Origin of the sequence: Microvirga pakistanensis, assembly GCF_004458765.1 — a bacterium.
In the GTDB taxonomy this organism is placed as follows: Bacteria; Pseudomonadota; Alphaproteobacteria; order Rhizobiales; family Beijerinckiaceae; genus Microvirga; species Microvirga pakistanensis.
This window is the reverse complement of record NZ_SPJX01000510.1, coordinates 38914-51189: the sequence shown is the minus strand read 5'-3', so window position 1 is coordinate 51189 and position 12276 is coordinate 38914. Positions and strand designations below refer to the sequence as shown.

The window sequence follows — 12276 nt, the reverse complement described above, 5'->3', positions numbered from 1 at the left end:
CGCGTGCCAACTCAGCGCGGAAGGATTGGTTGTTGCCTTCAGGGAGTGATGTCTGCCGAAATAGATTAAGACCCGATATCCAGCTCGTCGAGATCGCTCTGCGGGCGCTGTCCCCGGCATCGACGATCCTTACACGGCGCTCGCGGTTGTCAACCAGCTCGGTGCCGCGCTCGAGGACATCTTCCAACGCTCACTGCCGCCCGTCGTCCTTAGAGATGATGCGGGCGAGGCGCGCATCATTGCCCAGCGCTCGGACCAGCAAGGACTGGTCAAGCTGAACGCCTTCGACTTAGTGGTCACGGTGGCTCTCGGTTCGACGCTTGCCCCGATTCCAGGATCTGGTGAAGAGCGAGCCCACCCTGGTCGCGCATCGGGGGCGGTTTCTTGACGGTGCTCTGCGTATGCAACGAATGACCCGGGATGAGGTCATGGGGACGCTACGGGGCAATGGCGTCTCGGATGCCGCTCAGGTGGCGGCAGTCGTTCTGGAGACAGATGGATCCATCAGCGTCATCAGGACTACGGATCAGGATGCCTCCGCATCGACCCTGTCAAGCGTGCGAAAGCCGTGATCCGGCTGCCGATGGTGGTGGTCGCATGACTTACCGTTGCAATTCATGCTGCGAGCGTTTGCGGGTCAGGGCCGGCGAGGTCCAGTGTTGCCCTCCGAAGACGTTCCTGACAAGGCCAACCGGGCCAGTTTGGTCGCCATCCTGCGGATCTCATCCTCGGCGTAGTCGCTTGCCTCGGTCTGGGGTTTCATAGCGGAGGGTTCCGACAAACGACCATCCTCGATCCGGAAGCTGAAGGAGCGCCCGTCTGGCGTGTCAATGTCTCCCGCTCTTCAGTGAGACTGAACGACACATCGTAGGCGGGTACCCGGCGATATCTCGTACGCTGGCCGGTAGTGTGGACCAAAAGGAAAAACAGCCTGCTCCGAAACCGACCAACCACTGATGCGTTAACCTACGGAAGCTTTGCCGGACGTCGGTCATGCGACTAAGTCCACAAGCGCAAGGAGACGCTGTGGTTACCCTATCTCGTCCAGGTGTTCTGAGGCCGCTGCACCCTGTTCATGCGATTCTTCTAGCTTTTCCGCTCCCGCTGTTCGCGGGTGCGTTGATCAGCGACTTCGCTTACTGGGCGACCTTTCACATTCAATGGGCCAATTTCTCGTCCTGGCTCATTGCCGGAGGCCTAGTTGGCGGCGGCTTCGCGATGCTCTGGGCATTGATCAATCTTTTCCGCCGGGGACCGGCGCACAAGGGGCGGATGATCGTCTATTTCGTCGTGCTGCTCGTCATGTGGGGGCTCGGCTTCGTCAACGCCCTCGTCCACGCGAAGGATGCCTGGGCGACCATGCCGGAAGGCCTTTATCTGTCGGCGATCACGACGCTTCTGGCCGTCGTTGCCGCCTGGATCGGCTATTCCGGTTTTCATGCAGGAGAGGTGAGATGATCCGCTCGACCCTCCTCGTCAGCGCCCTGACCATTGCCCTCTCCGCCTGCAACAGCGAGGCCGCACCGCCGCAATTCGGACCCGACCCGAACCTGCCCGAGCCGGAGCGCGGTCTGCTGCCCAGCATGAAGATTCCGAGACCGGCGAACTGGGGCAACGATCTGCCGAAGGTCCCACAGGGATACAAGATCCAAGCCATCGCCACGGATCTCAAGATCCCGCGCCAGACCCTGGTGCTTCCCAATGGCGATATTCTGGTGGCGGAAGGGTCGGGCGGCTACGCACCGAACCTGCGCCCCAAGGACATCATTGCAGGCTTCATCAAAAGTCTCGGCAAAAGCTCGGTCAAAGGCGGCAATCGTCTGACCTTGCTGCGCGACGCGGATGGCGACGGCACTTACGAAATGCAAGGTGTCTTCGCCGATAATCTCAACGCACCTTATGGGCTCGTGCTGATCAACAACGTCATCTACGTCGCCAACCAGGATGCGCTGGTGCGCTTCGACTATCGGGACGGCGACACCAAAGCGAGCGGCCCTCCGACAAAGGTCGCCGACCTGCCTGCCGTGATCAATCATCACTGGACGAAGGCGATGACCGCCAGCGCGGACGGGCGCTTTCTTTATGTCGGCATCGGCTCCAACAGCAACATCACCGAGCGCGGGATGGATGCTGAGGAAGACCGGGCCATGATCTGGCAGATCGATGCGCAGACGGGTGCGCACAAGCCCTATGCGACCGGCCTTCGCAACCCCACGGCGCTGACCATTCAGCCGGGTTCGGGGCAGCTTTGGGCGGTCGTGAACGAGCGGGACGAAATCGGTCCTGACCTCGTTCCCGACTACCTGACGTCGGTGAAGGAAGGCGGCTTCTACGGATGGCCCTACAGCTACTGGGGCCAGAATGTCGATCCGCGTGCGCAGCCGCAGGACCCCGAAAAGGTCGCCGCAGCCATTCGCCCGGATTACGCCCTGGGATCGCATGTGGCGGCGCTTGGCGTGGCCTTCTCGATACCTGCCATGGGTCCCGAGTTTGCCGAAGGCGTATTCGTGGGTCAGCACGGCAGCTGGAACCGCAGCGTTCCGGTGGGCTACAAGGTGATCTTCGTCCCATTCCGCGACGGTCGTCCTGCCGGCGATCCGATCGATTTCGTGTCCGGCTTCCTGGTCGACGACGGCAACACGCGGGGTCGCCCCGTCGGCGTGACAGTGGACCCGCGCGGGGCCCTGATCGTAGCAGACGACCTGTCGAACACGATCTGGAGGGTTACGAAAAACTAGAAGCACCAAACCAAAAGGGTATTCACCTCGGGGGCCATTCGGTATTCATCATCTCAGGAACGCAACGTCTCCCGAAGGATCGAGCAGCCGGTGCCATATAAAATCGACGGCGGTTTCGGCGGTGGCTGGTTCCTGTCGGACTTCAACTCCAGAAACCCCGCCGCGCAGGCATGACTGCATGCTGCCTAAGTGATCCCCTTCAAGGAAGTGTTCTTCTGACTGGGCTCTCCATTGTCTTTCCGGATGATGCTGATCCTGCCATCACCTTCGATGTAAGCTCTCTTCACCTCGGAGCAGTGCTCGATACCCTGTTGGCGAAGTTGGCTGTTCAACTCCTCGGTCGTGATCATCTCCTGGCGCATGTTTCGGAAGAGCATCTCGCCATCCTTGATCAGCAGGAGCGGCGGCGGCCGTGTCAACCGCTGGAAAGCGGGAAACCGGAAGCCAAGCCAATCGACGGCATAGTTCCAGAAGACGATGGTCACCACCAGGATTGCGCCCTCCGTGATCGATCTATACTCGCTCGCCATCGCATTCTGCGCAGCGTCGGCGATGAGAACGACGACGAGCAGGTCGGCAATGCCGATCACTCCCGATTGTCGCTTAAGGAAGAATCTAAGAATCAGGAACAGCATGATGTATGTGATCGTCCCGCGAAGGATGATCTCAGGGATGGGGTGCACCGGGACGAACAGTTCTTGCCAGTTGAACATTCTGGAAACTTACCTCGTTAGGTCTATGCGCAGGCTGGAAGAATGACGGCCGGTACGCCATGCCAGAGGATTACGACAAGCGATAGACCATTGATCAGAACACCTGACTCGTTCAGGAAAGTATCCGTCGCCGAGGCCGGATGGTCCCGCTGTTGCCGCTCCTGACGAAGCGAGACGATCAGCAGGATGGCAGCGGCAGCGAGAGCTGTAAGGGTCGCCAAGAGGATCGTTATTTGAACGGCGCCCATGCCGAGAAGCGCCGTATCCGCCCATCCACGGCCGCACAAGGTCGATGTCACGCCGTAGATGATCGTGAACTGGATCGCCCAGGCGATCAGGCCGCCAAGCGTCAGACAAACCTGCGCTGTCCGCCGTCCGGTCATGCTAGGCACCCCCGGTCAGCCGAGGAAATCCATGGATCATCAGGAGGCCGGCCAGTCCCTGACCCACAGTGTAGTACCAGAACAGCATGCTGTTATCGAAGGTCGTCCGGCGCACGCTGTCGAGCTTGCCAGCCAGCCAACGGGCAATGGTGTAGAGCCCCATGATCAGGGTCGTCAGAACGAAGAAGATCTGCAGAGACAGGATCGCATAGACGGCGGCCCCATAGGCGTGGGCGGATGGGCTCAGGCCCGCTTGCCATTGCGCCCTCAGGTCGATTGCGGACGCGCCGGCGAGGAGAAGCATCGCTGCGCCGATCAGGATCGGAACGGAGCGCGGGCTCCGCCGGTCATCCCCCTTCAGCAACCAACTGGCGCGCGCGATCAGGATTGCGCTACCGACGTAGAGAACGGTGGACAGCGATGGCCATATCCATTGTGGAAGTTCGACGCCTCGAGGCGGCCACGCCCCCGGGTTCACGAGCCACAGGAAGAGATAGGAGAAGATCAGGCAGGTGAAGACCATGCCTGAGACCACCATGAGGACGATCATCGCCCACCAGGAGTGGTTCATAGGGCCCGTGACATAGACCGGGATCACGATGCCGCCGCCGATATCGGCGGGTGGGCGAACGGGCCCGGGGTCGGTCTCCCAGAGCCACCAGATCACGCATCCGACGGCAAGAACGCCGCAGATGATCGAGGTGAACACGAATTTGACGGTCAGGAGCAGGAAAAAGGCCGCCGTGAACACCGCGGCGAGCACCGGCTGCCAACCTGGTCCAGGGATCTGGAGAATGTACTGGGGCCGCGCATCGAAGGGACTCGTCACCAAGGCCTCACGCCCGCCTGTCGCCGTCCCGGGCAGGTAATAGCGGCCATCCTCCACGTCCTTCGGCAGATTGGGCTGGTCCCACAGGGGATCACGGCTGACGACGCTCGGGATGCTGCGCGTCGCATAATTGCCGTTCGGCAGCCATTCAAGCGTCCCAGCGTTCCACACGTTGCCGGCATTGTCCTCACTCGCGAAGCGGAAGTTGCGGGCCATGTCGAACAGGAAGACCGCGACGCCCGCGGCGATCATGAAGGCCCCGATGGTGGAGACGAGATTGAGCGCGTCCCACCCCATGCCGACCGGATAGGTATAGACCCTGCGGGGCATGCCGATCAGCCCGGTGATGTGCATCGGCAGGAAGGTCACGTTGACGCCAAGGAACATGAGACCGAAGACCCAGCGCCCGAGCCGCTCCGAGAGCGCCCGTTTGCTTGCCACGGGCACCCAGTAGTAGATGGCGGCGAAGAGCGGGAACACCATGCCGCCGATGAGCACGTAGTGCAGATGCGCCACCACGAAATAGCTGTCGTGCGCCTGCCAATCGAAGGGCGCCATGGCGACCATCACGCCGGTCAGCCCGCCGAGGGTGAAGATGAACAGGAAGCCGATGACGAACAGCGACGGCGTCGTCAGCCTCATGCGTCCGGATGCGATGGTCGCAATCCAAGCGAAGACCTGGATGCCGCTCGGCACCGCTACCGCCGTGCTGGCGGCTGAGAAGAAACTCAGGGACATCTTCGGCAGACCCGTTGCGAACATGTGATGCACCCAGAGCCCGAAGGAGAGAAAGCCCGTCGCAATGAGGGCGAGCACCACGAGGCGGTATCCCACGAGCGGTGTCTGCGCCATGGCCGGCACGATCATCGACACCATGCCGGTCGCCGGCAGGAAAATGATGTAAACTTCCGGGTGGCCGAAGAACCAGAACAGATGCTGCCACAGGAGCGGGTCTCCACCCCTCTCGGCGATGAAGAACGGCCAGTCGAACGCGCGCTCCATCTCGAGCAGCAGCGTGCCGAGGATGATCGCCGGGAAGCCGATCACGATCATGACGGCGAAGACCAGCATGGCCCAGGAATAGACCGGCAGCTTGTCGAGGCTCATGCCGACCGCGCGGGTCTTCATGACGCCGACGATGATCTCGATGGCCCCCGCGATGGCGGAGATCTCGATGAAGCCGATGCCGAGGAGCCACCAATCGGCATTCTCGGCCGGCGAGTATTTGGTGCTGGTGAGCGGCGGATACATGAACCAGCCGCCATCCGGCGACAGGCCGACGAAGATTGTGCCGAAGAACACGAGGCCACCGACGAAGTAAGCCCAGAACGCATAAGCCGACAGGCGCGGAAATGGCAGGTCGCGCGCAGCCTGCATGTTCGGCAGGAGATAGACACTCGCCGCCTCCACGGCCGGGACGGCGAAGAGGAACATCATCACCGTGCCGTGCATGGTGAAGAGCTGGTTGTAGAGATCGTGGCTGACGAAATCGCTCTCCGGCGCCGCCAGCTGGACGCGCATGATCAGCGCGAGGATCCCGGCCAGGATGAAGAACAGGAAAGCCGTGCCCACATACCACAGGCCCACATAGGTATTGTTGACCGCCGTGATGAAGCTGAGGCCGCGCGGCGCCTTCCAGGCCTTCTTGAGCGCCTCGAACTCGCCTTCCGGCCGCGGGAGCGGGTTGGGAAGCTCCGCCTCCTGGCGCTCGAAGGATTTCGGGAGCTCGGGTGCGTTCATTTCAAGCTCTCCAGATATCCGGCCATCGCCCGCAGATCCTCGCCGGTGAGCGAGCCATAAGAGGGCATCTTCGCACCCGGCTTGATCTGCTGCACGTTGGCGATCCAGCCCGCAAGCGTGCCGACATTGTTCGGGAACTGCCCCGCACCGATAGTGCGCCGGCTGCCCACATGGGTCAGGTCTGGCCCGAACTGCCCGTTGGCCTCGGTGCCCCGCACCATATGGCAGGAGCCGCAGCCGCCGGCACGGAACAGGTCGCGGCCCCTTGCCAAGTGCGGGATCGCCGGCTCTTGGGCAGGCTGTGCCTGAGACTGGCGCCACACCTCAAACTCCGTGGGCTCCAGCACCATCACGTCGAAGGCCATGCGCGCATGCTGAGCGCCGCAGAATTCGGCGCATATGCCGCGATAGAGGCCAGGACGCTCCGCCGTGAAGTTGAAGCGGTTGATACGTCCCGGGATCATGTCGATCTTGCCGCCGAGATTTGGAATCCAGAAACTATGGATCACGTCGGCGGCCGTGACGGAGACAGTGATCGGTCGCCCGATCGGAACGATGAGTTCGTTTGCCGTTGAAAACTCCGCCTGATCGCCCTCGGCCGGATAGCGAACCCGCCACCAGTACTGTTCGCCTGTCACTTCGATCTGCAGTGCGCCGGGTTGCGGGACGTCGGTATCCCGCATGACGACGAGGCCATAGGGGAGAAGCAGCGAGAGAACGACGATCGGGAAAGCGAGCCCGCCATAAACGATAGTCCTGCGGGTTCCGAGCCAAGCACGGCGCTCAGGCGGAGCAAAGACCGCATAGAGCAGAAGGGCCGTCACGAAAACGAAAATGAGGGTTGCGCCCACCGTCATGACGATTGTGAGCCGATAGAGATCCCACGCATCGCCTCCAGCCGGATCAAGGGCCGACTGCACGCCGCCGCAGCCTGCGACAGGAACAGTCCACAGAAACATGCCTGCGCACCTCGCAACGGAGTTCCACCGCCATCGCAGGCGCATCAGGGTCGATTCGTGGTCCATCCGCCCTAGGTCATCTCTGCACGCGATGAATGGAAAAGCTTGGCCGTGAGACTTGGTTCCCGAAAGGCGTTCCCGAACAGGCCCATCAAGACCAAACTAGGCCCCGCCGCAGGATTGGCCACCATCCTGTTCGACATCCCTGCTTTCGCTCATGGGGCAGCACGTCACGAGGCAAGCGATCTCTGGCATGCATGGCATGCGGACCCGCTGATTTCGGTTCCGTTGCTCGCATCGGGTCTGCTTTTCATCCGCGGGGTCTGGCATCTGCGGCGGCGCGTCGGGCGATTTCCACCCGGCTTTGGCATGCGGCAGATTGTCTGCTTCGTCTTAGGAGTGGTCCTGCTCGTCATCGCGCTCCTCTCGCCGCTTGAGGCGCTGTCCTCAATCCTTCTCTCGGCCCACATGGTGCAGCACATCCTGCTGATCGCAGTCGCGCCGCCGCTTCTCGTTCTCGGCAAGCCTGAGGTTGCGTGGCTCTGGGCGCTGCCGCCCACTTGGCGGCGTGGTGTCGCGCGCCACGGCCCGCTGCGATTCATGCTCGCGATCCTGTCGCCCTGTGCGAGGCCCATCCCGGCAGCTCTGATCCACATGGCGACCCTGTGGGTCTGGCACAGCCCGATGCTGTTCGATGCGGCGGTCGCCTCAGACGGGCTGCACTGGCTGGAGCATGTCCTGTTCTTTGGCACAGCGCTGCTGTTCTGGCGGGCCATCATCAAGGCCCATTCCGGTCGGGAGGCGGCCGCTGCCGCGCTGATCGCCTGCTTCATCACCCTGCTCCAGAGCGGCCTCCTGAGCGCCCTTCTCAGCTTCGCGCGGGAAGCGCTGTATCATGCGCCAGACACGACGGATTGGGGTCTGACGGCTCTGGAAGATCAGCAACTGGCAGGAGCCATCATGTCCCTTCCCATGTGCGCGCTCTATCTCGCGGCAGGGCTCATCATGGCGCTTCGCCTCCTGACGCCGCGCGGATCGGAACGGGTGCGGCCTTCGCCGGTTGCCATGACAGATGTCCTGAAGCCAAGCCGATGATCTTTCGCTCTATCCTCGCCCTGATGCCGATTGTCCTGACGGGACTTGCCGCATGCAGCGACACGCAGGACCAATCCTCGCGCCTCGCGATTGCAGGCGGTGAGCCGGAGCAGGGCCATGCGCTCATTCAAGCCTATGGCTGCGGCACCTGCCATACGATCGAGAATGTCCGAGGAGCGCGAGGCAAGGTGGGGCCGGGCCTGGAGGAATACGCGCAGCAGCATCTCCTCGCCGGCTTCCTGCCGAATACGCCGCAGAACCTGATCGCCTGGCTGATGGACCCTGTCGCCCTGAAGCCCACAACCGGCATGCCCGCGCAGGGATTGACCGAGGCGGAGGCTCGGCACATCGCCGCCTATCTCTATTCCCTTGGGCGCGACGGGATGCGTGTGTATCCGCCCGACCCGCCTCTGCCCCTCCGCGGCGGGGATGAGGTGGCAGCGGACATCCCGGATGCTCCGGTCGTTCCCTCGGAAAACGATGTCCGCACCCGCCGCCTCGTTCCCGATCCCGATGGAAGTGAGCCGAAGAGCTAGGGCTCTTCCGCAGCCTCATCGATATAGGTCGGACGAGCGCGCATGACGGCCGCATAGACACCGACCCAGAGAGCGGCAACCGCGAGGATCAACCCGAGAGCGAACCAGGAAAGGCCCCCGCGCGGCTGCAGCACCCAGATCATATGCGTGGTATGATGCAGGAGCGCCAGCGCGCTGCCGATGAGCATCGCCATGCGGCTCACGCCGGAGGGCACGAGGATGACGATGGCGGCAAGCATCAGCACATAAGACGTTCCGAGGAGGGCCAGGCTGCTGTCGTCCGAGCGCTCCAGATACCACGCGACCTCGTGCGGCAAGTTCGCGAGCCAGACGATCAGGAACTGCGCAAACCATGTCCAGGCCGTCAGCAGCAGCAGGGTCAGCAAGGCACGCTCAAGGCTTGCCATGCGCCTGGGAGACGCGGGCTCCCTCTTGAGGAGCGTGATCAGGATCGCGCTCGCAAGGGCTGCGAGAGCCTGCCCCAGTCCGAATGCGAATCCAAACAGGCTCGACCACCAATGCGGCTCCCGTGAGAGCACCCAATCATAGGCCGAGAAGGTCATGACCGGCGTCAGCAGCGCGAGACCTATGGCGCTGGCGCGTCGCAGGTGGCGAGTGTGCGTCAACCAATATGCAAATCCTATGCAGATCAGAAGATACGCGGCGCTCCGGATCATGAAGAGGCCGGGGCTCAGATAAGTCGCCCGTGCAGAAGGAAGATCGAGTGGGCGGCCAGCCCAAGGGAAAAGTTCGCCGAGACCAAAGGCCAGTACGAGTCCTAGCAGAAGAAGCAGGGGAAGCGTCAAGGCGGCAGCCTCCGCTTCGGCACGCACCGGCGCGAGCCAGTGCTCGTTCATGAGATGTCCGACCATCAGCACCACGAGGCTGCCCATCCCGATGCCTGCAAGGACAACGAAGACGATGTAGAGGGCTTCCATTGCGCTCATGGTTCAGCCCCTTCCTGTCCTGACGCAGCCCCGATGCCACGCTCCTGCAGTTCCTTCACATAGTGGGCGATCGCCCAACGGCCTTCAGGCGGAACACGGTCGGCATAGGGAAACATCCGTCCTCTGCCCTGGGTGATCACCTGCACGATCTGCGCGGGCGTCAGGACCCGGAGGCGCTCCTCGTGATAGGAAGGAGGCGGGGCGAAGCCTTTTGAGACGACGGGGCCATCGCCACGCCCGCTTACGCCGTGGCAGGGGGAGCAGAAAGCCTTGAACTGCTCTTCCCCGCGGGCGAGCAGAGCCGGCGTACGCTCCGGCCCCGGAAGTGCGAGCGCAGCAACCTGCGCGGACGTTCCTCTCGGGACCGTACCGGGAGGAACGGGCACGTAGCCTCGCTGGACCGTGCGCGTCGAAGCAACGGCATCCCGCTCCTCGGTTCCGGTGTCGCAGGCGGCCAGCAGAACAAGGCTCGCGATGGCTGTCGCTAGTCGCACGCCGGAACCTCCTGTACGGCCAGGGGCGAGAGCGCTCCGAAGAACGCGTGCACGGTTGCACTGTCGAACATCGGATCGTCCTGCATGATGCAGAGGAAGAACCGGTCCTCCGACGCGCGTTCAAACCCCGGAAACGCGAAGACCGGATGGTGCAGGCGCGGCAGTCGCAGGATCAGGAGAAGGCCGATCAGGGTTGCTGCGCCCGCCCAGAGGATGGCGACGATCAATGACGCGGGAATGTAAGCTGGCCAGCTGTGAAGGGGTCGCCCGCCCACATTCAACGGATAGTCGACAGCATTCATCCAGTATTGCGAGCCGTACTGAATGGCTGCTCCGACGAGGCCGGCGACGAGCGCAATCCAGGGGATCATACCTGTGCGGACACCGAGTTCCCTGGCGAGGTCTGCCAAGGGAAAGGGACTGAACGCATCGAGCTTCGTATAGCCCGCGCGCTTGGCAGCCCTGACCGCCTCCATGAGGGCCTCAGGGCTCTTGAACTCCGCCATGATGCCATAGGATTGCTGTGTCATGAGGATTTCTCCTCGTGCTCGTCATGGCGTGTCTCGAACATGGAGATCACGGGCAGAAAGCGGACGAAGAGCAGCAGAAGAGCTACGAACAACCCAACCGTTCCCAGGAAGAGGCCTGTTTCCGGCAGCGTCGGGCTGTAGCTGCGCCCGATGGATGGGAGATAGTCGGTCTGGAGGCCGCCGACGATAATGGAGAAACGGTCGAACCAGATGCCGATTCCGATGGAGACTCCGACGAAGACTCCACTCACGGTGCTCAACCGGGCGCTCCTGAACCAGAACAACTGCGGGATCAAGATCGAGTAGACGATTGCCGTCCAGTAGAGCCCCGCATACTCGCCTGTCATGCGGGTGAAGGTCGCCTTCCGCGCCAGTCCTCCCGACAGGAGGGCCGCGGCGATCTCGTCGATGTAGAGATAGCCGGAGACCAGAGCGCTTGCGAGCACCAGCTTGCCCAAAAGGTCGATGTCTCCCTCGTCGATGTAGCGCCCGAGCCGCAGGCCCCAGCGGAGGAGCACCGCGACGAGGAGCACGATGGAGAGGCCCTGCGCTAAGCCTGTCGCCACGAAGTGGAGCGGCTGGCGCGTTTCGTGCCAGTCGGGCACCAGGGTCACCGCAAATTCGAAGGCGACGGTGCTCTGCATGATCAGGATCAGGGGCAGCACCAGGATGGCCACGAGACGGTAGGCGCGCTGGTGATAGGCCCAATGGCGCACGGAGCCGCGCCAACCGAGCGCGAAGACGCCATAGATTCGCTGCACGCTCGGGCGCCTGGCACGGTCGCGAAGCGTCGCCAGATCGGGGATCAAGCCCACGTACCACAGCAGGCTCGTGACGATCACATGAGTGCTGATGGCCCAGAAATCCCAGGTCAGGGTGCTGCGAAACTGCGGCCAGACCTCGAAAGTCGCCGGGTAGGGAAATGTCCAATAGAACAGCCAGGGGCGCCCGAGATGAAAGATCGGAAAGATTCCGGCGCAGATGACCGCAAAGAGAGCAACGCCCTCCGCAAAACGGTTGACCGCCGTGCGCAGATCGTGACGCCGCAGGACCAGGATGGCGGCAAAGAGGCTCGCGCCGTTGGCGATGCCGATCCACCAGGCATAGTTGATGAGATCGAAGCCCCAGACGTAGGGGATGTTCACGCCCCAGACGCCGACGCCGATGATGGTGACGGAAATCAGCGTGTAGCCGAGGAGCGCGACAAGCCCGCCAGCGAACAGAAGCGCAAGCCACCACGCCCAGCCAAAGTGCGGAGAGAGTGGGACATCGGCCACCCGGCTCGTCGCTGCATGGGCGTCGCTGCTCATTT

Annotated in this window: 14 protein-coding genes; 6 read left to right on the top strand and 8 right to left on the bottom strand. The window is 62.6% G+C overall.

Annotated features, from left to right (window positions below):
• The first annotated feature begins 64 nt into the window (after positions 1-64).
• The 4 genes from E4K09_RS31155 to E4K09_RS22665 all read left to right on the top strand — a co-directional run bounded on the left by E4K09_RS31155 (position 65) and on the right by E4K09_RS22665 (position 2738).
• Positions 65-388 carry a DUF2254 family protein gene (locus E4K09_RS31155; protein ID WP_425293875.1) on the top strand — a complete coding sequence of 108 codons (324 nt, stop codon included), beginning with the start codon at positions 65-67 and terminating at the stop codon, positions 386-388.
• Complete coding sequence (locus tag E4K09_RS30470; RefSeq protein ID WP_166802457.1) at positions 342-572, top strand: YetF domain-containing protein; 231 nt, start codon at positions 342-344, stop codon at positions 570-572. Before E4K09_RS31155 ends, E4K09_RS30470 begins: the two co-directional genes overlap by 47 nt.
• A gap of 421 nt (positions 573-993) precedes the next feature.
• Positions 994-1458, top strand: coding sequence for a DUF2231 domain-containing protein (locus E4K09_RS22670; protein ID WP_342211365.1), 465 nt, complete (start codon positions 994-996; stop codon positions 1456-1458).
• Positions 1455-2738 (top strand): PQQ-dependent sugar dehydrogenase, encoded by a 1284-nt coding sequence (locus tag E4K09_RS22665; protein WP_134499961.1) that lies wholly within the window; start codon positions 1455-1457, stop codon positions 2736-2738. The genes E4K09_RS22670 and E4K09_RS22665 overlap by 4 nt, the downstream gene beginning before the upstream one ends.
• Before the next feature lie 185 nt (positions 2739-2923).
• On the opposite strand, the gene E4K09_RS22660 is transcribed toward E4K09_RS22665, so the two are convergent.
• From E4K09_RS22660 to coxB, 4 genes are read right to left on the bottom strand one after another with little or no spacing between them, the layout of a single operon-like run.
• Positions 2924-3451: a DUF421 domain-containing protein gene (locus E4K09_RS22660; protein ID WP_134499960.1), complete on the bottom strand. Its 528-nt coding sequence runs from the start codon at positions 3449-3451 to the stop codon at positions 2924-2926.
• A gap of 23 nt (positions 3452-3474) precedes the next feature.
• Positions 3475-3834 (bottom strand): hypothetical protein, encoded by a 360-nt coding sequence (locus E4K09_RS22655; RefSeq protein WP_134499959.1) that lies wholly within the window; start codon positions 3832-3834, stop codon positions 3475-3477.
• A gap of 1 nt (position 3835) precedes the next feature.
• On the bottom strand, positions 3836-6403 hold the full coding sequence (locus E4K09_RS22650; protein WP_134499958.1) for a cbb3-type cytochrome c oxidase subunit I: 2568 nt from the start codon (positions 6401-6403) through the stop codon (positions 3836-3838).
• Positions 6400-7362: a cytochrome c oxidase subunit II gene (gene coxB / locus E4K09_RS22645; protein ID WP_244610642.1), complete on the bottom strand. Its 963-nt coding sequence runs from the start codon at positions 7360-7362 to the stop codon at positions 6400-6402. Before coxB ends, E4K09_RS22650 begins: the two co-directional genes overlap by 4 nt.
• 111 nt (positions 7363-7473) lie before the next feature.
• Here coxB and E4K09_RS22640 point away from each other — a divergent pair, with 111 nt between their 5' ends.
• Together E4K09_RS22640 and E4K09_RS22635 are read left to right on the top strand one after the other, a co-directional pair.
• The gene (locus tag E4K09_RS22640) at positions 7474-8457 is read left to right on the top strand and encodes a cytochrome c oxidase assembly protein (RefSeq protein WP_166802456.1); all 984 of its coding nucleotides are present in this window, start codon (positions 7474-7476) and stop codon (positions 8455-8457) included.
• A complete protein-coding gene (locus E4K09_RS22635; protein WP_204985772.1) occupies positions 8454-8993 on the top strand; it encodes a c-type cytochrome in 540 nt (179 codons plus the stop codon). Before E4K09_RS22640 ends, E4K09_RS22635 begins: the two co-directional genes overlap by 4 nt.
• On the opposite strand, the gene E4K09_RS22630 is transcribed toward E4K09_RS22635, so the two are convergent.
• The 4 genes from E4K09_RS22630 to nrfD are packed head-to-tail and all read right to left on the bottom strand — an operon-like array spanning position 8990 to position 12274.
• Positions 8990-9940, bottom strand: coding sequence for a hypothetical protein (locus tag E4K09_RS22630; protein ID WP_134499955.1), 951 nt, complete (start codon positions 9938-9940; stop codon positions 8990-8992). The genes E4K09_RS22635 and E4K09_RS22630 overlap by 4 nt on opposite strands.
• Positions 9937-10434, bottom strand: coding sequence for a c-type cytochrome (locus tag E4K09_RS22625; RefSeq protein WP_166802455.1), 498 nt, complete (start codon positions 10432-10434; stop codon positions 9937-9939). The genes E4K09_RS22630 and E4K09_RS22625 overlap by 4 nt, the downstream gene beginning before the upstream one ends.
• On the bottom strand, positions 10425-10964 hold the full coding sequence (locus E4K09_RS22620; RefSeq protein WP_134499953.1) for a DUF3341 domain-containing protein: 540 nt from the start codon (positions 10962-10964) through the stop codon (positions 10425-10427). Before E4K09_RS22620 ends, E4K09_RS22625 begins: the two co-directional genes overlap by 10 nt.
• Positions 10961-12274, bottom strand: coding sequence for an NrfD/PsrC family molybdoenzyme membrane anchor subunit (gene nrfD / locus E4K09_RS22615; protein ID WP_134499952.1), 1314 nt, complete (start codon positions 12272-12274; stop codon positions 10961-10963). The genes E4K09_RS22620 and nrfD overlap by 4 nt, the downstream gene beginning before the upstream one ends.
• Positions 12275-12276: the final 2 nt, after the last annotated feature.

Coding starts and splice junctions, on each gene's coding strand:
- E4K09_RS22665 (WP_134499961.1), top strand. CDS start 1,455: ATGATCCGCTCGACCCTCCTCGTCAGCGCCCTGACCATTGCCCTCTCC.
- nrfD (WP_134499952.1), bottom strand. CDS start 12,274: ATGAGCAGCGACGCCCATGCAGCGACGAGCCGGGTGGCCGATGTCCCA.
- coxB (WP_244610642.1), bottom strand. CDS start 7,362: ATGTTTCTGTGGACTGTTCCTGTCGCAGGCTGCGGCGGCGTGCAGTCG.
- E4K09_RS22655 (WP_134499959.1), bottom strand. CDS start 3,834: ATGACCGGACGGCGGACAGCGCAGGTTTGTCTGACGCTTGGCGGCCTG.
- E4K09_RS22660 (WP_134499960.1), bottom strand. CDS start 3,451: ATGTTCAACTGGCAAGAACTGTTCGTCCCGGTGCACCCCATCCCTGAG.
- E4K09_RS22630 (WP_134499955.1), bottom strand. CDS start 9,940: ATGAGCGCAATGGAAGCCCTCTACATCGTCTTCGTTGTCCTTGCAGGC.
- E4K09_RS22620 (WP_134499953.1), bottom strand. CDS start 10,964: ATGACACAGCAATCCTATGGCATCATGGCGGAGTTCAAGAGCCCTGAG.
- E4K09_RS22670 (WP_342211365.1), top strand. CDS start 994: ATGCGACTAAGTCCACAAGCGCAAGGAGACGCTGTGGTTACCCTATCT.
- E4K09_RS22635 (WP_204985772.1), top strand. CDS start 8,454: ATGATCTTTCGCTCTATCCTCGCCCTGATGCCGATTGTCCTGACGGGA.
- E4K09_RS22650 (WP_134499958.1), bottom strand. CDS start 6,403: ATGAACGCACCCGAGCTCCCGAAATCCTTCGAGCGCCAGGAGGCGGAG.